14 protein-coding genes are annotated in these 18,057 nt (G+C 59.6%); 5 read left to right on the top strand and 9 right to left on the bottom strand.

The annotated features are described in order from the left end of the window. Nucleotides 1–23: 23 nt before the first annotated feature. Nucleotides 24–338, bottom strand: a complete 315-nt coding sequence (locus ACGJAX_RS05810) for a hypothetical protein (protein WP_247255248.1) — start codon at nt 336–338, stop codon at nt 24–26. A gap of 350 nt (nt 339–688) precedes the next feature. Between ACGJAX_RS05810 and hexR the strand changes: the two genes are divergently transcribed. Beyond that, the gene (hexR, locus tag ACGJAX_RS05805; RefSeq protein WP_007954250.1) at nt 689–1,555 is read left to right on the top strand and encodes a transcriptional regulator HexR; all 867 of its coding nucleotides are present in this window, start codon (nt 689–691) and stop codon (nt 1,553–1,555) included. 139 nt (nt 1,556–1,694) lie between these two features. After that, entirely contained in the window at nt 1,695–1,907 is a 213-nt protein-coding gene (locus tag ACGJAX_RS05800; protein ID WP_247255249.1) for a PA3496 family putative envelope integrity protein, read from the top strand. Here the strand turns inward: ACGJAX_RS05800 and ACGJAX_RS05795 are convergent. Then, nucleotides 1,849–2,811 (bottom strand): LysR family transcriptional regulator, encoded by a 963-nt coding sequence (locus ACGJAX_RS05795; protein WP_247255250.1) that lies wholly within the window; start codon nt 2,809–2,811, stop codon nt 1,849–1,851. The genes ACGJAX_RS05800 and ACGJAX_RS05795 overlap by 59 nt on opposite strands. A gap of 190 nt (nt 2,812–3,001) precedes the next feature. On the opposite strand from ACGJAX_RS05795, the gene ACGJAX_RS05790 reads away from it, so the two are divergent. After that, nucleotides 3,002–4,417, top strand: a complete 1,416-nt coding sequence (locus tag ACGJAX_RS05790; RefSeq protein WP_007896523.1) for an acetyl-CoA carboxylase biotin carboxylase subunit — start codon at nt 3,002–3,004, stop codon at nt 4,415–4,417. 11 nt (nt 4,418–4,428) lie between these two features. Continuing rightward, nucleotides 4,429–6,237 carry a sodium-extruding oxaloacetate decarboxylase subunit alpha gene (oadA, locus tag ACGJAX_RS05785; protein WP_390957808.1) on the top strand — a complete coding sequence of 603 codons (1,809 nt, stop codon included), beginning with the start codon at nt 4,429–4,431 and terminating at the stop codon, nt 6,235–6,237. A gap of 192 nt (nt 6,238–6,429) precedes the next feature. Here the strand turns inward: oadA and ACGJAX_RS05780 are convergent, their stop codons facing one another. From ACGJAX_RS05780 to ACGJAX_RS05770, 3 genes are read right to left on the bottom strand one after another with little or no spacing between them, the layout of a single operon-like run. Beyond that, nucleotides 6,430–7,101 (bottom strand): GNAT family N-acetyltransferase, encoded by a 672-nt coding sequence (locus ACGJAX_RS05780; protein WP_390957806.1) that lies wholly within the window; start codon nt 7,099–7,101, stop codon nt 6,430–6,432. 17 nt (nt 7,102–7,118) lie between these two features. Further along, nucleotides 7,119–7,565, bottom strand: a complete 447-nt coding sequence (locus tag ACGJAX_RS05775; protein ID WP_247255253.1) for a GNAT family N-acetyltransferase — start codon at nt 7,563–7,565, stop codon at nt 7,119–7,121. Nucleotides 7,566–7,575: 10 nt separating this feature from the next. Beyond that, a complete protein-coding gene (locus ACGJAX_RS05770) occupies nt 7,576–8,199 on the bottom strand; it encodes an FMN-binding negative transcriptional regulator (protein ID WP_090326763.1) in 624 nt (207 codons plus the stop codon). A 92-nt stretch (nt 8,200–8,291) separates the two neighbouring features. Here ACGJAX_RS05770 and ACGJAX_RS05765 point away from each other — a divergent pair, with 92 nt between their 5' ends. Beyond that, nucleotides 8,292–9,845 (top strand): aminotransferase class I/II-fold pyridoxal phosphate-dependent enzyme, encoded by a 1,554-nt coding sequence (locus ACGJAX_RS05765; protein ID WP_390957805.1) that lies wholly within the window; start codon nt 8,292–8,294, stop codon nt 9,843–9,845. Between the two features lie 9 nt (nt 9,846–9,854). On the opposite strand, the gene ACGJAX_RS05760 is transcribed toward ACGJAX_RS05765, so the two are convergent. The 4 genes from ACGJAX_RS05760 to ACGJAX_RS05745 form a co-directional block, all read right to left on the bottom strand. Beyond that, nucleotides 9,855–14,474: a hypothetical protein gene (locus tag ACGJAX_RS05760; RefSeq protein WP_390957804.1), complete on the bottom strand. Its 4,620-nt coding sequence runs from the start codon at nt 14,472–14,474 to the stop codon at nt 9,855–9,857. Nucleotides 14,475–14,638: 164 nt separating this feature from the next. Continuing rightward, nucleotides 14,639–15,739: a polyamine ABC transporter substrate-binding protein gene (locus tag ACGJAX_RS05755; protein WP_090326756.1), complete on the bottom strand. Its 1,101-nt coding sequence runs from the start codon at nt 15,737–15,739 to the stop codon at nt 14,639–14,641. Between the two features lie 12 nt (nt 15,740–15,751). Beyond that, a complete protein-coding gene (locus ACGJAX_RS05750) occupies nt 15,752–16,783 on the bottom strand; it encodes a histone deacetylase family protein (protein ID WP_247255257.1) in 1,032 nt (343 codons plus the stop codon). Nucleotides 16,784–17,034: 251 nt separating this feature from the next. Next, nucleotides 17,035–18,042, bottom strand: a complete 1,008-nt coding sequence (locus ACGJAX_RS05745) for an AraC family transcriptional regulator ligand-binding domain-containing protein (protein ID WP_390957800.1) — start codon at nt 18,040–18,042, stop codon at nt 17,035–17,037. Between the last annotated feature and the right edge of the window lie 15 nt (nt 18,043–18,057).

Raw genomic sequence — 18,057 nt, 5'->3', positions numbered from 1 at the left:
GAAATCAGGAAGTTGGTGTGTTCTTAGTGGGTTATCAGAACTTTATCGATATGATGAATTAATTTGCCATCGTGGAAAATACTTACGCCAGTGACATGGGAGTCGCCAGGCACTTTATATTCGACATGTTTGTCGGTCTCGACTTGCAAAGAAATTTGATTGGACGTTTCAAGTTTCAAATTCAGGCGAAGGTCGAAGGATTTGTCCTGTATCGGACTTCGTTCAAGCTTGGGTGTGATGCCCGTATGGGCAACGGTTACAGTGCCGTAGGTGCGGAAAGAGTTGGCGCCAGGCATGCGATCGATTTGTGCGGTCCAGTCTTTGGTTTTAATGCTCATGATAAATAATCCCTTTGGTTAGTTGTTATTGCTTCCTGCGGAATTAATATATCTAGCCGAGTTTGGTTGTGGTTAATAAATATAAGTTGTAATTGTAAGGTTGTGTTTGTTGGTTCTATTGTTCGGGCAAATCAGAGTGAGAAATCAATTAACTGTCTGAAGGTCGCCGTAACCGCCTGGAAGGGCGGGAAGGGCCGCTTCAGGCATCAGGCAGGACTGCTACATGAAGCGCGGGCACCTGAAATCGAGGGATCCGGTTACTCATTGAGCAGGCAAAAAGCCGATTCATGTAGTATAACTACAAGCGTGCTACATCCCCGGCGCCAGCCCATAACAAAGAGTCCAGCCCTTTGAATCTGCTGCAACACATCGCCCAGTCTCGCCACCTGTTACGCAAGTCGGAGCTCAAGGTCGCCGACCACGTGCTGCTTGATCCTGCGGCCGTGATGCACAGTTCCATGGCCGACCTGGCCCACAGCGTCGGCATCAGCGAACCGACCATCGTGCGTTTTTGCCGCGCCATCGGTTGTTCCGGATTTCAGGACCTGAAGCTGAAGCTGGCCCAGAGCCTGGCGGCAGGCGCGAGTTTCGGGCAGTTCGCGATCCACGAAGACGATTCGGTCGCTGATTACAGCCTGAAGATCTTCGACACCACCTTGCACACCTTGATGGAGGTTCGCGAGAAGCTCGATCCCCTGGAGTTGCAGCGAGCCGTGACGCTGATGTCACAGGCTCAGCGCGTGGAGTTCTATGGTTTCGGTGCTTCGGGTGCCGTCGCGGCAGATGCCCAGCACAAGTTCTTCCGTTTGCTGCTCACTGCAGCGGCCTATTCCGACCCGCACATGCAGGCGATGTCGGCGGTGACCCTGAAACCGACCGACGTGGCGATCTGTATTTCCCAGTCCGGACGTTCCAAGGATCTGCTGATCACCGCCAACCTGGTGCGTGAAAGCGGTGCGTCATTGATCACGCTTTGCCCAAGTCAGACACCGTTGGCCGAACTGTCGACCGTCAACCTGGCCATCGATGTGCACGAGGACACCGAGATCTACACGCCGCTCACCTCGCGTATCGCTCACCTGGTGGTGATCGACGTGCTGGCGATGGGGGTGGCCATGGCCCGTGGTCCGAGCCTGGTCAATCACCTCAAGAGCGTCAAACGCAGCCTTCGCAGCTTGCGCTTGTCGCCCAAGTCGGTGAAAGCGCTGGACGATTGAATTCAAGGTTGGCGCGGACTTTGTGGCGAGGGAGCAGCAGCGACCAACAAGCTTTCATCAGTCTGTAACTTCAGAGCCGCCAAACCGTCATCCCTCGCGCCTATCTTGAAACTCCCGTACTCGCCTTGGGAGACTCGAAATGGCCCTGCCTTACGAAGAACGCAACAGCGCTGTCAGAACCCGTCGCCAGCAAGAAGATCAGCGCCGCATGGAGTTCCGCCGCGCCATTGAAGACCGCTGCGAACGCCGTCAGCTTCTGGCCGAGATCGGTGATTTTCCTGAAGATCTGGAACTCAACTTTTGGCAGGCTGCATCGCCAGTTTCCCGTCGAAACGCTCAACCAGCGCGCTGATCTGCACGCGTTCGCTGCGAATGAACGCAAGGAATGCGTGAGCTACCGGTGACAGCCGTTTAGCCTTGGCCTGCACCAGGCACCAGCTGCGATAGAGCGGCAGCTCGTCGACCGGCAACTCGATCAATCCGCCGGTCGCCAGTTCAAGGTTCAGGGCGTGACGCGTCAACAGCGCCACGCCCAGACCCGCCAGCACACATTCACGCTGGGCTTCGGCCGACGAGACTTCCTGGGTCTGGTTGAAGTGCACGCGCTTCTCTTTGAAATACTCTTCACAAGCCAGTCGCGTCCCCGAGCCGGATTCGCGCATCAGCAGTGTGTAGGGCTCAAGATCCTGCAATCGCAGCGGCCCCATGTGGCACAGCGGATGATCCGGCGGCGCCACGGCGACGATGGGGTTGTTAAGGAACGGCAAGAACTCCAGGCCCATGTCCTGCGGCACCATCGACATGATCACCAGGTCATCGCGGTTGTCCGACAGGCGTCGGATCACCTGTCCGCGGTTGACCACCGTCAGTTGCAGGTTCACTTCCGGGTGCTGGCGCTTGAATGCGGCAAACAGGTGCGGTACGAAATATTTGGCGCTGGATTCCACCGCCAGCTTGAGTTGGCCCTGCAACGAACCCTGCATGTCCGAGAGCTGCATATCGAGGTTTTCCAGGCGCCCGAAAATGTCCCGGCTGGCGCGTTGGAGGGCTTCGGCCGCTTCCGTCATGTAGAGTTTCTTGCCGACGTAGTCGAACAACGGTTGACCAATCAGCTCCTCAAGTTGCCGAATCTGTAGGCTGACGGCCGGTTGTGTGAGCGACATTTCGTCGGCTGCGCGGCTGTAGGACCTCAGATCACAGACTTCATTGAAAATCTGCAGTTGACGCAATGTCATACGCATCAATGACTTACGCATTTTAGGGTCGCTCTCGTCGCCGGCTGATGTTTCAACTATAAGTCTTTACTTATGCATGACCCAATAATTATTCATTTTTGTTAATTCCTTGTGAGCGCTAGTGTGGGGCCGCGACCAAATTGAAACATTTGGTCACGCGTCGACCTGGTCTAGCAGGTCGTGGGTACCACCGGCTCAAGGGAACCTCCAAGTGATAAAAAAGATCCTGATCGCCAACCGTGGTGAGATTGCCGTACGAATCGTGCGTGCTTGCGCCGAAATGGGCATTCGCTCGGTCGCGATCTATTCCGACGCCGACCGCCATGCCTTGCATGTGAAGCGTGCCGACGAAGCCCACAGCATTGGTGCCGAGCCGCTGGCCGGTTACCTGAACCCGCGCAAGCTGGTGAACCTGGCTGTGGAAACCGGTTGCGATGCGCTGCACCCCGGCTACGGATTCCTTTCGGAAAACGCTGAATTGGCAGACATCTGCGCCGAACGCGGGATCAAATTCATTGGTCCATCGGCTGAAGTCATTCGCCGCATGGGCGACAAGACCGAAGCCCGCCGCAGCATGATCAAGGCTGGCGTGCCAGTGACTCCTGGTACCGAAGGCAACGTGTCGGGCATCGAAGAGGCCCTGACCGAAGGCGATCGCATCGGTTACCCGGTGATGCTCAAGGCCACGTCCGGTGGTGGAGGTCGCGGCATTCGTCGTTGCAACAGCCGCGAAGAACTCGAACAAGCCTTCCCGCGCGTCATTTCCGAAGCCACCAAGGCTTTCGGTTCTGCGGAAGTGTTTCTGGAAAAGTGCATCGTCAACCCGAAGCACATCGAAGCGCAGATCCTCGGCGACAGCTTTGGCAACGTGGTTCACCTGTTCGAGCGTGATTGCTCGATCCAGCGTCGTAACCAAAAGCTGATCGAGATCGCCCCGAGCCCGCAACTGACCCCCGAACAACGCGCCTACATCGGCGACTTGTCGGTGCGCGCAGCCAAGGCCGTGGGTTACGAGAACGCCGGCACCGTGGAGTTCCTGCTCGCCGAGGGCGAGGTGTACTTCATGGAAATGAACACCCGGGTGCAGGTGGAACACACCATCACCGAAGAAATCACTGGTATCGACATTGTTCGCGAGCAGATCCGCATCGCCTCCGGACTGCCGCTTTCGGTAAAGCAGGAAGATATCCAGCACCGTGGTTTCGCCCTGCAGTTCCGGATCAACGCTGAAGACCCGAAGAACAACTTCCTGCCGAGCTTCGGCAAGATCACTCGCTACTACGCTCCCGGCGGCCCGGGCGTGCGGACCGACACGGCGATCTACACCGGTTACACCATTCCGCCGTTCTACGATTCCATGTGCCTGAAACTGGTGGTGTGGGCGTTGACCTGGGAAGAAGCGATGGACCGTGGCTTGCGTGCCCTCGACGACATGCGTCTGCAAGGGGTCAAGACCACCGCCGCGTACTACCAGGAAATCCTGCGTAACCCGGAATTCCGTAGCGGCCAGTTCAACACCAGCTTCGTTGAAAGCCATCCTGAACTGACCAACTACTCGATCAAGCGCAAACCCGAAGAGCTGGCCCTGGCCATCGCCGCCGCCATCGCCGCCCACGCAGGCCTGTGAGGAATAGAACAATGAGCAAGAAAATACACGTTACCGACACGATCCTGCGCGACGCTCACCAATCGCTGCTCGCCACCCGCATGCGCACCGAAGACATGCTGCCGATCTGCGACAAGCTCGACAAAGTCGGCTATTGGTCGCTGGAATGCTGGGGCGGCGCGACCTTCGACGCCTGCGTGCGCTTCCTGAAAGAAGACCCGTGGGAGCGTCTGCGTCAACTGCGCGCCGCGTTGCCTAACACCCGTCTGCAAATGCTTCTGCGCGGCCAGAACCTGTTGGGCTATCGCCACTACAGCGACGACGTGGTCAAGGCGTTCGTGGCCAAGGCGGCGGTCAATGGCATCGACGTGTTCCGCATCTTCGACGCCATGAACGACGTGCGTAACCTGCGCGTGGCCATCGAAGCGGTGAAAGCTGCCGGCAAACACGCCCAGGGCACCATCGCCTACACCACCAGCCCGGTGCACACCATCGACGCGTTCGTGGCGCAAGCCAAGCAGATGGAAGCCATGGGTTGCGACTCGGTGGCGATCAAGGACATGGCTGGCCTGCTGACGCCGTACGCCACCGGTGAATTGGTCAAGGCATTGAAATCCGAGCAGTCGCTGCCAGTGTTCATCCACTCGCACGACACCGCGGGCCTGGCCGCGATGTGCCAACTCAAGGCAATCGAAAACGGCGCCGACCACATCGACACCGCGATCTCCAGCTTCGCCTCTGGCACCAGCCACCCGGGCACAGAGTCGATGGTTGCCGCCCTGAAAGGCACCGAGTTCGACACCGGCCTGAATCTGGAACTGCTGCAAGAGATTGGTCTGTACTTCTACGCCGTGCGCAAGAAATACCACCAGTTCGAAAGCGAATTCACCGCCGTCGACACCCGCGTTCAAGTCAACCAGGTTCCGGGCGGGATGATTTCCAACCTGGCCAACCAGTTGAAAGAGCAGGGCGCCCTGAACCGTATGGCCGAAGTGCTGGCTGAGATCCCGCGCGTTCGTGAAGACCTCGGCTTCCCGCCGCTGGTGACCCCGACTTCGCAGATCGTCGGCACCCAGGCGTTCTTCAACGTGCTCGCCGGTGAGCGTTACAAGACCATCACCAACGAAGTGAAGCTCTACCTGCAAGGTGGCTACGGAAAGGCGCCGGGCACCGTGAACGAGCAACTGCGTCGTCAGGCCATCGGCAGCGAAGAGGTGATCGACGTTCGTCCGGCCGATTTGCTCAAGCCGGAAATGGCCAAGCTGCGTGCCGACATCGGTGCCCTGGCCAAGTCTGAAGAGGACGTGCTGACCTTCGCCATGTTCCCGGACATTGGCCGCAAGTTCCTGGAAGAGCGCGCCGCGGGCACCCTGACGCCGGAAGTGCTGTTGCCGATCCCGGAAGCCGGCCGCGTGGCCTCGGCGGGTGGCGAAGGCGTGCCGACCGAGTTCGTCATCGACGTACACGGCGAAACCTACCGCGTCGACATCACCGGCGTTGGCGTGAAGGCCGAAGGCAAGCGTCACTTCTACCTGTCTATCGACGGCATGCCGGAAGAAGTGGTGTTCGAACCGCTGAACGAATTCGTCAGCGGTGGCAGCAGCAAGCGCAAGCAAGCCACTGCGCCAGGCCATGTCAGCACCACCATGCCAGGCAACATCGTCGACGTATTGGTCAAGGAGGGCGACACCGTCAAGGCTGGCCAGGCTGTGTTGATCACCGAAGCGATGAAAATGGAAACCGAAGTGCAGGCCGCCATCGCCGGCAAGGTCACTGCCATCCATGTGGCCAAGGGTGACCGGGTGAATCCGGGCGAGATCCTGATCGAGATCGAAGGCTGATTTAACAGCCTCGATAAAACGCTTTAAACCTCGGGGGGGCATGTGCTCCCCTTTTTTTTCCGCGTAAAACGCTTGCCCAATGTGAGAGCGAGCTTGCCCGCGATAGCGTGGTGTCAGTCAACGCGTGTGTTGAAGGTTACTCCGCCATCGCGAGCAAGCTCGCTTGTATTGGTTCGAAGTCCCGTTGGGCTCTTATTCCCGACATTGCGCCAATGTCTTTAACTGCCCCGATTCCGTCTGGTTCTCATCGTTCAACCAGCGCTCAAATCCCGCTCCAATCGCCGGCCATTCCGAATCGAGGATCGAGTACCACGCTGTGTCACGGTTCTGTCCCTTGACCACCATGTGCTGGCGAAACACGCCTTCAAAACTGAACCCCAGGCGCTCGGCTGCGTATTTGGAGCGGGCGTTGGCGTTATTGCATTTCCATTCCAGACGTCGGTAACCCAGGGCGAACGATTCCTTGGCCAACAGGTAAACCGCCTCGGTACTCTTTGGCGAGCGTTGCATCGGCGCGCCGAAGGTCACATGGCCGATTTCGATGCGACCCTGGGCCGGCACGATCGACATCAGGCTGAGAATGCCTTGAACCTCGCCAGTGGCTTTATCGATCACGCTGAAGAAGTACGGGTCGCTATTGGCCGCGTGGTTGTTCAACCAGTCGTTGAACGCGCCGCGCTCGGGGAAGGGGCCGTAAGGCAAGTAGTCCCAGAGCTTGAGATCGGCGCCCGAGCCTTGCAGGGCTTCGAACAGGTCGTCGCCGTGGCGCGCAGGGTCGAGTTTTTCCAGGCGGATGAAACGCCCTTCGATGAGTTGGACCGAAGGTGCCGGGACGCCTTTCCAGTCCGCGAGTGAAGTCGACATGCTGTTCTCCTTGAACCTTAAATGGCTTTGCGAAACTGAATGAAACCGGGGCGTTCGGCGATGCGCTCATAGAGCTGGATCGCGGTGGCGTTGGTTTCGTGGGTCAGCCAATGCACCTTGCAGCAACCGTCGGCCCTGGCTGTGGTGTAGACGAATTCGATCAACTGGCGGCCCACGCCCGTGCCACGGGTTTCTGGCACTACCAGCAAATCTTGCAGGTAGCAGGAGTTTTCGATGCTCCAGTTCGAACGATGGTAGATGAAGTGAACCATACCCACGGCTTTGCCATCGGCCCACGCGAGGGCTGCATGGGTCGGTTCGCCTGGATCAAGCAGGCGCTGCCAGGTGCTGTCGCTGACCGCCTCGGGCAATTCGGTGTTGTAGAAATTCAGGTAGGCCTGCCACAACGGCAACCACGCGGCGTGATCACCGGCGGTGACTTGGCGAATCTCGATTTGACTCATGGTGATTTCCTTAGCGCATCAATTGGGCGAGGGCCTGGTCGTTGACTTCCGGGCTGGCGGCCAGGCCTTCACGTACGCCAGCGATGTCGGCGGCGCTGCGGTTCTGGCTGAGTTTGCGCTTGCCCTCCAGGCGGTCGATGGGAATGGCGAAACCGACGATGGCCTTGAGCATGCCGTCGATGTAATCGGCGGGGGCATCGGCCACTGACCACGGTTGAGTACGGCCAGCTTCATGACGGTCGGTGAGGGTGCTGACGATGTCCAGCAGCCGCCCGCCATCGCTGAAGGTTTCGGCTCGGCCATAGGCGTGTACGGCGACGTAGTTCCAGGTTGGCACGACTTTGCCGTGTTCGGCCTTGCTCGGGTAGAAGCCAGGGCTGACGTAGGCGTCGGCACCGGCAAAAATCAGCAGGGCTTCGGCACCGTCGCGCAGGTCTTTCCACTGTGGGTTGGCTTTGGCCAGATGCCCATACAGCGTGCCGTTCGAGCCTTGTTCGCAATGCAACAGCACCGGCACATGACTGGCTTGCAGGCCGCTCTCGCCCTGGGTAACCAAGATGGCGAGACGGGTGGCGAGGATCAGTTCATGCAGTTGGGACAACTCGTCGATGGCAAAAGCGCGTGGCGTGTACATGGAGATATTTTCCTTGGCGAATGCCTGCATCCTAGGCAGGCTATTGGTCTGTTGTAAGAGCCATTAACGACCAATTTCATAGGTCCATTGCCATGACGGACGCGCCGCTTTCCCTGTCGTTCAACCCCGCCGGTATCGAACTCGACCGTCGCCAGGGGCTGAGCCGCCAGCTCTATCAGGCTCTGCGCCTTCGCGTCCTCGACGGACGATTGGCCAGCGGTACGCGACTGCCGGCCAGTCGTGATCTGGCCGCGGCGTTGGCGATTTCCCGTAACAGCGTGGTGCGTGCCTACGATCAACTCTATGCCGAAGGATTTATCGAAGGGCGGGTTGGCGACGGGACCTATGTGGCGCAATTGCCGCAAAGTGCATTACCGGTAAAAAAACTATCCACAAAAGTATCCACAGGGTTTTCAACAGGCTTACCCACAGCTTTATCCACAAATCGGGTGGATTTACCTGTGGTTTCATCCAGCAAAGTTACCCACAGTGGCGCGTTGGGGCGTGTTGAAAAGAACCATTTAGCGATGCCGCCCAGTGGTCCGCCACGGGCTTTTCGAGTCGGCGTTCCGGCGTTCGATCTGTTTCCTTTCGAGGTCTGGGCCAAGCTGAATGCGGCTTTCTGGCGTAAACCCGATTTGCAGCAGCTGTGTTACGGCGACCCGGCAGGTGATGCCCGATTACGCGGGTTGATCGCAGCCTACTTGCGCAGTTCGCGAGGCATGCAGTGCACCGCTGAGCAAATAGTGATCACCAGTGGTGCGCAGCAGGGGATCAGCCTTTGTGCACAGTTGCTGGTGGAGCCGGGCGACGGGGTGGCGATTGAGAATCCTGGATATCGCGCGGCGGGTCATGCATTCGCCGTCGCCGGTGCGCGGTTGCACGGGGTCGCCGTGGATAGCGAGGGCATCGACTGCGGCGAGCTGGCCGGGCTCAGTGATTGCCGGCTGACCTACGTCACGCCCTCGCATCAGTACCCGACAGGGGTAGTCATGAGTCTGGCGCGTCGTCTGGAGTTGCTGGCCTGGGCCGAGCGCACGCAAGGCTGGATCGTCGAGGATGATTACGATGGCGAGTACCGCTACAGCGGCGCCCCGCTGGCCCCCCTGGCGGCATTGGATAGGCAAGGCCGGGTGCTTTACGTCGGCACGTTCGGCAAGGTGGCGTTTCCCGCCTTGCGCCTGGGTTACCTGGTGTTGCCTGCGGGTCTGGTGCAAGCCTTTGCCCAGCGTCGTGCGGTGGATGTTCGCCATTCGGAAGTCAGTACCCAGGCGGTGATGGCCGAGTTCATGGCGGCGGGACACTTCCAGCGACATATCCGCCGGATGCGTCGCGCAGCGCTGAGTCGGCGCAATACGTTGCTGGGTGGTTGGCCGCTGGACATGCCCGGCGTCGGCCCGTTACCCACGGTCGCCGCCGGGCTGCACATGACCGTGCCGGTCGATAGCGTGGCGCGAGAGCAGGAGCTGATCGAATTGGCACGGGGTGTCGATGTCGAGATCAATGGCTTGAGCAGTTATTGGCTGCCGGACTCCAGCACCCCGATCGATCAACGCGCCGGGCTGGTGCTGGGCTTTGCCGCGGTGCCCGAGCAAGCGATCAGGGCGGCGCTGGAGCGATTACGTTCGGTATGGCGTGTTCGCTGAGCTGGCTGTTCAGTCATCGCCAATGTCCTTCTTGACGTTCAAGGCTTTTGAAAAGAACAGTGAACCGGCCAGTTGCGGGCTGATTTCGCTGCGATAGACCGCGATCACCTGACTGCTGGAGGCCGAACTCAGGTCGAATGCCCCGGCCATCAGTCGTTGATCACGCCGTTTCAGGTGGGCAGCGGTAAACGCTTCGGTGGGCGTGTTGGGGCCGGCATAGTGGAAGTGGGCGTACCACAGGGGTTGCCCGGTGCCTCGCTCGCGAATCTCGTATTCCTGCAGGTAATCCTTGCGCGGGCCTTTGAGTCGACGCCGTTCACCATTAGGCACGATATCGATTTCATTCTTGCTCGATAGCCATTCGACGCGCGCGGCCGTGGGCGGCTGTTGCTTGATCATGTCGACCCGAATCCGGTAGCCCTCGGCGTAGAGTCGATCGCGTGCTGCGCGCAATTGTGTAGCCAGTGTTGTCGACGAGGCCGTTGTATTCGAACCGGTCGGGATTTGTTCCAGTGCCTTGGCGCTTTTATCGAGTTGCTCGGCTTTCTGTTGGAACAACTCCTCGATTTCCACCGGAATACGGCCAGGTTTTTTTGCGCTCGTTTCAGTTTGCCGGATGAAGCTTTCCACGCTGTCGAGCAGCGTCTGACCTTGAGCGACTTGCGTCTCCAGGTCTGGTACCTGCGCCGACGGGCGTTGACGTCTGGGCTTTACTCGCTCGACCCAGACGCCCGGTGTTTTTTCGTGAAAGGTGGCGATCACCTTGCCGGTCATGGGTGCTTTGACGTCGAGCAGTATCGGTTGGCCTGATGTCGAGGGACGTACTTCGCCCACCACAGTGCCCTTGAAGCGAGTCTTGATCACCCGTTTGCGCGATGCAGGTTCGGGCCTTGAGGCGCCGGGCCGCGGCTCCATTGGCCGTTGCTCTCGCAGCAACTGCGCCAGAAAGGCTTCGGTGTCCCGCTGGAAATCGCTGATCCGTGTGCGCAGGTGCCTGAACGGTTGATCAAGCACGGCGTCCTTGTGGCTGAGGGCGAAATCTTCGAATGACTGATCAATGGCGGAAAATTGTTCGAGCATCCCGTTGAGGCCTTCGATGCGTTCCGCTGCAAGCCAGGCGCCTCCTTCCAGCATCAACTCCTGCGATGTCTGGATAACTAGGTTGGCGGTGTCGAGCAGGCGTGCGAATTCGCTGTAGGCCTGCTTCAGCGCAACAGTGTTTCCCTCCTTCAGGCAGGCGTCGCGGGCCAGCGAGACCTGAAGCGCCTTGAGATCGTTAAGGCTGAAAGCCGGTAATTTTGCCCGGTAGGTGTTGGCTACTTCGGCGGCACTTCTGCCGAGTCGGCTCAGCGCCTGGAACTGCGATTGTGCAAACTCGATTTTCCCGATCATACCCTCAGTCAGGTCGACCATTTTCCGGTAGGTGGCGCGGTCGCCGGCCCCCCCAGACGTTTCTTCAGCGTCCAGCAGCGCCAGCGTTTCCCTCAGGGTTTGAGCGAAAGTTGCATTGCGTTGGTCGAGCCAGGTCTGGTTGAAGAACAATTGGGTGCCGAGCATCTCGATCATGACGGCCCGGTAGTTGGGCACCGTTTCCAGCAGGTTCAGCGATTTCAACTGTTCGATGGGGACTGCGTATTCCTGGGTGCGTCGTTCGAGCTTCTCCAGGAATTGTGTTTGTGCGGTCAGCAGAGCCTCGTCGCCGACCGAATTTTTCATGGCGTTGTGGGCGTCCGTCAGCTCTGTACGTGCCCGCTCGCGTTCGTTGTCAAACTCGACCAATTGCTTTTTGAGCTCGGCGATGCGCTCGCGGTTTTGCTGTTTCATTGCCTTGCGCCGGCTCGACAGACCACCGCCCCGCAGGCGCAGGCGTGTGTCGACAAACCACTCGCCGCGTTTATTGCTGATCAGTGCCGGGCCGCTGCGTGTGGGCTGCTGACGAGAGTCGATGATTGACACTTCGCCGGTGTCCTCGACGGCAACCTCAAACCAGCGCTCGCCTACTGGTGCGTAACAGGCGTTTCCCTTTCGATAGAGGTAGCGATACAGGTCGTTGCCACCGTCGGGCGCTGTCAGCGGTTCGGGTGGCGTGATGTTGTAGCGATCCAGTGTTTTGGTCAGGTCCAGGACAGCATCGGTCGCCACTGACGGGCGATGTAGCACAGGAAGATGCTCGCTGGCGATGTCGGGCAATTGCACGACGCTCACAGTTTGCAGGGCCGGTTTTTCCGGGGGCTCGCCCGCTGTTGCAATCGGCTTTTCCTGGATCCTGCGCACGGGCGGATTACGGGTACTGGCGTGATGGACAAGCACCATGGACAGGGTCAGCAACAGATCGGTCATGGCTGAGTTGCGCTGCTGTTGATCGCCATTGTCGGCAGCGTCGAGCGTTTGCTGCACGTCATCCAGCACTTGCCAGATCCACGCGGTCGTCCCGATGGTTTGGCCGAGAAAGGGCAGTGTGGCATTAAGCAGCGCCCAGGCGACGCGCTTGAAAGTCGCCCAGCGATATTGCGCATTGGACAGCGATTGCCGTTGCGCCAATTCAACCAGCGCATTGACGTTGGATTTATACAAGGTGGCCAGGTAGTCGCCGCTGAGGACACGCTGGCCAAGGGCGATGGGGCCGCTCATTTGCAGGGAGGTCAGCGGGTCGGCCAGCAGTTGCGAAATGCTCCAGACCGAAGGCCTATCGCCGGTGAACGCATAGTTGGCGTAGTTGGCGCGGGCGTCATCCGGCAGCCAGGCGAGTACGGATTGGCGCAATGTCGGCGAGTGCTTGATGGTGTAGACCAGGTTGGCCGGTGTCGGATACTGGCTCAGCGAGTGCTCAAGCATGGGCCGGTAAAGCAGGCATGGCCCCTTGTCCATCTGCCGGGGCCCGATCACGAACATGTTGGTCACTTCATCGCTGGCCCCCCCGACGCGCCAGCCAGGCGTGAAGGCCAGTGGGCGAATCACGATCTCCTGGCCATCCACCCAGCGATTGGCGTCGAGCACTTGGACCACTGCGGCGACATAGCGATAACCCGTCTCATCGATACCGTTCTGTTTGCGAATCTTCAACTGCAAGGCCAGCAACGGCAATTCGACGCGCAAATGGCTGGTGAACAGGTTCTGCCGTCGCAGGCTTTCAACGGGATCGCCGAGCAGCTCGCTTTTGATCAGCGCCGGGTAGTTCTGGCCGATGTCGACGCGAACGATCAGTTCCTCCAGGTAACTCACAGTCATCCATTTCGGCAGCGCGGCGGCGCTGGTGCTGCGCACGGATTTGTTGCCCTGCGGCAGGGCAATCAGGTTTTGCAGTGCCAGGTCGACCAGGCTCAGGGTCGTGCGCTCGGGCTCTACCATTGGCACAAAGCTGCCCCAGACCACCACGCTGTCGACCGTGATCTCGATGTCCGCCAGGTTCAGTCCTGTCGCATCGGCATGATCTTTGAACATGCCCTCGCGCAGTTGATCCAGCGCAAACTCGCGGATCGGTTTGATCCCGTCCTGAAAGGACTTCCCGGCGTTCTGATTGCGCACCGTCACCAGATCCATGAGATGACGACTGTAAGCGGTGAGGTCGCTGGAAGACGCATCGGCCATCCAGTCTGGCAGCGATTGCTCGACCCGATTGAAACGCGAGGAAGACTGCTTGTCCGTCGGGTCGAGCTCGCTGGTAGCGCGGGTGATGTGGGGCGCAACGTCCGGGTGGCTCGCTGCAGGTTCGTTGGCCAACGCACCGATTGCGTCGGCTTGCAGGGCTATCAGATTGCACGCCAGGCGGTCGAAGTAATTGCCCTGGGGTTCGATCAGGCGCCAATGCAGAACGTTGCCCTGAACTTGCCCATTGGCGTCCGTCAACAACGACGCGCCCAGTTCCTGCAGGGAGTCGAACGCCTGGAAACCGCGGGTGATGGTGTGAGTAATGACCAGGGTTCGAGTGCCCAGTGTTCCGACCAGTACCGCCATGTCGAGGATGTTGACGTGGGTCGAGTCAGCACCGCTCATGGCGTCCAGGTCGATCAGGCAGGCGCGTGACTGATAGGGGTCATGGGAATGGCGAACGCTTTTGTCCGGGTAGGTGAACAGTTTGCCGGCCATGGCGTGTTGATCGGTGTCCCAGTCCGGGTTTGCCTCGACGCTCCACAGATCGCGCAAGGATCTGGACAGTTCCTGCCAGCGGGGAGTCGATGCGCGAGTGAACTGATTCCAGTAATCGACCTGCTGTTCCTGAAACGCGACAAACAGCAGCGGTGCCAGCTCATTGAGCAGACGTCCGATGGCTTCGATGCTGACCGGCAGTTGTGCCGGTGTCTGTTTCAGGGGGTGCAGCGTCAGGTAGTGCTCGCCGTCGAGGTAGACCACAGGCGTTCCCGCTACGCCATGGCGCACCAGTGCGTCTGTCAGCGATTCGAAGTGCCGTGGTCCGGGTTCGACGCGCTGTTCGTGGAGAGTCCAGGTGGGCGTGACCACCATGGCTAGCCGAGGGTCGATTTGCAGGTTCGGGTACAGCGTTTTCAAGGCAGGTTGTAGCGCACGGGTGGCGACTTCCCTGATCGAGGGGCCGGTGACCAATTGAGTGAGCAGGGCAACCTGGTCGGTGGAAAGGCCGGGTAAAACGGAAGGGCTGGTAGTGTCGGGCATGGTCACATCCTTTGTGGAGGGGCGCGCAGGTATCGCAAAACGTTCGGCGCGCGATCCGTTGCAAGGTAGTGACGGGCAGGCAGGTGAGGGCGGTAAATAAATATCACGGGCAAAAAAAGACCTGCGCGCGCGCAGGTCTGGGTCAGCGGCTTAAGCGATACGTGTCAGGTGCCTGACTTGATTTTGGTCCAGGCCCGGGTCCGCGCACGTTCGGCATCACGCGGCAGTGGTTGCAGGGTGTAGAGCGTGCCCATCGCCGTTTCGGTCGGGTACAGGTTCGGGTTGTTGCGGATCGCCGGGTCGACCATCTCCGTGGCGTCCTTGTTCGGGTTCGGGTAACCGACGAAGTCGCTGACCGGTGCAATGACCTGGGGTTGCAGCAGGTAGTTGATGAAGGTGTAGGCGTCTTCCGGGTTCTTCGCACCCTTTGGAATGGCGAGCATATCGAACCAGATCGGCGCGCCTTCTTTTGGCAGGCGCATGTCGACGACGACACCGTTCTTGGCTTCCTTGGCGCGGTTGGCGGCCTGGGAGAAACTGCCGGAATAACCGACGGCGACGCAGATGTCACCGTTGGCGATATCGGCCATGTACTTGGACGAGTGGAAATAGGTGATGTACGGGCGGATCTTCATCAGCAACGCTTCAGCCTTGTCGTAGTCCGCAGGCTTCTTGCTGTTGGGGTCCAGGCCAAGGTGTTGCAGGGCCAGCGGCAGGATCTCCGACGGCGAGTCGAGCAGGGCGACGCCGCACTGCTTGAGCTTGCTGATGTTCTCTTCCTTGAAGATCAGGTCCCAGCTGTCGACCGGCGCGTCATCGCCCAGTACTGCCTTGACCTTGGCCGGGTTGAAGCCGATCAGGATGGTGCCGTACATGTAGGGCACCGCGAACTTGTTGCCCGGGTCATTGGCTTCGATCAGCTTCATCAGCTTGGGATCGAGATGGTTCCAGTTCGGCAGTTTGCTGCGGTCAAGCGGCTGGAAAACTCCGGCCTCGATCTGCTTGGCGAGAAACACGTTGGACGGGACCACCACGTCGTAACCGGAGTTGCCGGTCAGCAGCTTGGCTTCGAGGGCTTCGTTGGTATCGAAGATGTCATAGACCAGTTTGGTCTGAGTGTTCTGCGCCTTGAAATCCTCCAGGGCTTTGGGGGTGATGTAATCGAACCAGTTGTAGACGCGCAACGTTCGTTCTTCGGCGTGCACGGCACCGCTGAGCACCATGGCACTCAGGGCTGGCACGATAAAACGCTTGAGCCTTTTCATTGTTTTAATTCCTCACTGAGCGCTTTCAAAACCTTCAAGGACGTTCACCGCGTTGATGCCGATTTCCTCGACCGCGTAACCACCCTCCATCACGAACAGCGTCGGTTTGCCGAGGCCGGCGATGCGCTTGCCCATGGCCAGGTAATCCGGGCTGTCGAGCTTGAATTGCGAGATCGGATCGTCCTTGAAGGTGTCGACCCCCAGTGACACAACGATGATGTCCGCGCCGTAGCTTTCGATCTCTTTGCAGGCCTGTTCCAGGGCGGCGCTCCAGGTGTCCCAGCCGCTTCCGGCGGGCAACGGGTAGTTGAAGTTGAAACCCTCACCCGCGCCTTCGCCGTGTTCATCTTCATAGCCGAGGAAGAACGGGAATTCGGCTTCCGGATGGCCATGGATCGAGGTGAACAGCACGTCGCTGCGTTCGTAGAAAATCGATTGGGTACCGTTGCCGTGGTGGTAGTCCACGTCGAGGATGGCGACTTTTTTGTGGCCCTGATCGAGGAAGGCCTGGGCGGCGATGGCGGCGTTGTTGAGGTAGCAGTAACCGCCCATCAAGTCGCCTGCGGCGTGGTGTCCTGGTGGACGGCACAAGGCAAAGGCACTGCGTGCGCCAGCCTGGATTTCCGCCTGGGCGGTCAATGCCACTTGCGCTGCGCTGTACGCGGCTTGCCAGGTACCGGCAGTGATCGGTGCACCGCCGTCGAAGCTGTAATAACCGAGCTGGCCGTGCAGGCTGGCCGGTTTGATTTGGCGCAGGGTACGGGCCGGCCAGGTGTAGGGCAGCAGGTCACCGTCGGTGTTGAACTCGGTCCAGCGCGCCCAGGCGCCCTTGAAGAAATCGAGGTAGTCGCGGCTGTGCACGCGCTCGATGGGGCCGAGGCCGAAATCCTTGGGCGCTTCCACCGGGCCCAGGTTCTGGTTTTGCACGCGGGCCAGGACGTGGTCGGCTCGCGAAGGCATTTCGAAGCAAGGCTTGAGTTGCCCGTCTATCAATTCACAACGGCCGTGGTGCAGATGGTGATCGTTCGAGTAGATCGTCAGCATTTCTTGTTCTCCGCAAGCTGATTCGGGTTGAACACAGTCTTGCGGGGCGCACGATTTTGGAGAATGGCAGGAAAGGCCAAAAGGGGATCTATATGGCCAAAAGATCTGACCGAAATTCGCCCCTTTTTAATGCGCCAAGCCCTGGCATGGCGCGTGGAATGCAGACTCTGTGGAAGCGGGCTCGCCTGCGAAGGTGGCATTACAGCCGCTGTGGATGTGCCGGATGCACTGGCCTCTTCGCTGGCAAGCGCCTACGAGGGCCGGTGCTGCGGGCGGAACTGGCTCGGCGCTACACCACTCCAGCGCACGAAGGCATGGCGAAAGCTGGCGGTCTCGCTGAAACCCAGGGCCTCGGCGATCTGATAGATCGGCAACTGATCCTCGCACAGCATTTGCTTGGCCAGCTCGAAGCGCAATTCATCGAGCAATTCCTGATAGCTGCAGCCCAGGTCCTTGAGGTGCCGACGCAAGGTTCGCGCCGAACAATTCATTTGCTCGGCCAGTCCCTCCAGCCCAGGCGCGGCATTCAGTTGCGCGCTGAGCAGTTGCCGAATTCGCCCCAGCCACGCCTGGCGTCCGGTGAACTCGACGTTCTGTTTGCGGCAGCGTTCGGCCATGGCTTGATGGGTTATCAGGTCGGCCAATGGCAGGGGCTGGTCGAGCCAGCGCCTGTCGAAGGCGAAGGCGTTGTCCCGTGCCCCGAAATGCAGCGGGCAGTCGAAGTGTTCGGCGTAGGTCGCTTCGTAGTCGGGTGCGGCGTGTTCGAAGCGAGCAGCGAGCAGTGGCAGCTGATGACCGAGCAGGTCGTCGCAGATGACCTTGAGCGAAACCAGGCAGAACTCGGCGTTGAACACCGCCATCGCCGGGCTCTCGCGATAATCGGCCGCGACGAACCAGACACGCTCGCCATCCTCCTCCAGGCTCAATTCGAAAAGTGTTCCCAGCAGCGCCGGATATCGCATCGCCAGACGCAAAGCGTCACCGAAGGTGGCACTGGTGAGCAGTGCATAGCCGAGTATGCCGTAGCAGGACACGTGCATCCGCCGACCCAGCTCCAGGCCGATGTCACGCTTGAGTGCGACTGCGTTGGCGCAGACTTGCATCTCTTGATTGGTGGTGATGCGCGTGTCGGCACGGTTCAGATCCGCGGCACTGATGCCGCTGCCGGCCAATAGCGCCTCACTGGACAAGCCTTCGGCCTTGAAGGTGTTGAGGATCAGCGAGACGGCGTTGAGGGTCGTGAGGTGGGAGTGGAGCATGGCGACTTCCAGTCT

Origin of the sequence: Pseudomonas moorei, assembly GCF_042846945.1 — a bacterium.
Lineage (GTDB): Bacteria > Pseudomonadota > Gammaproteobacteria > Pseudomonadales > Pseudomonadaceae > Aquipseudomonas > Aquipseudomonas moorei.
Note: the sequence above shows the minus strand (reverse complement) of the source record. Positions and strands in the feature narration are given on the sequence as shown.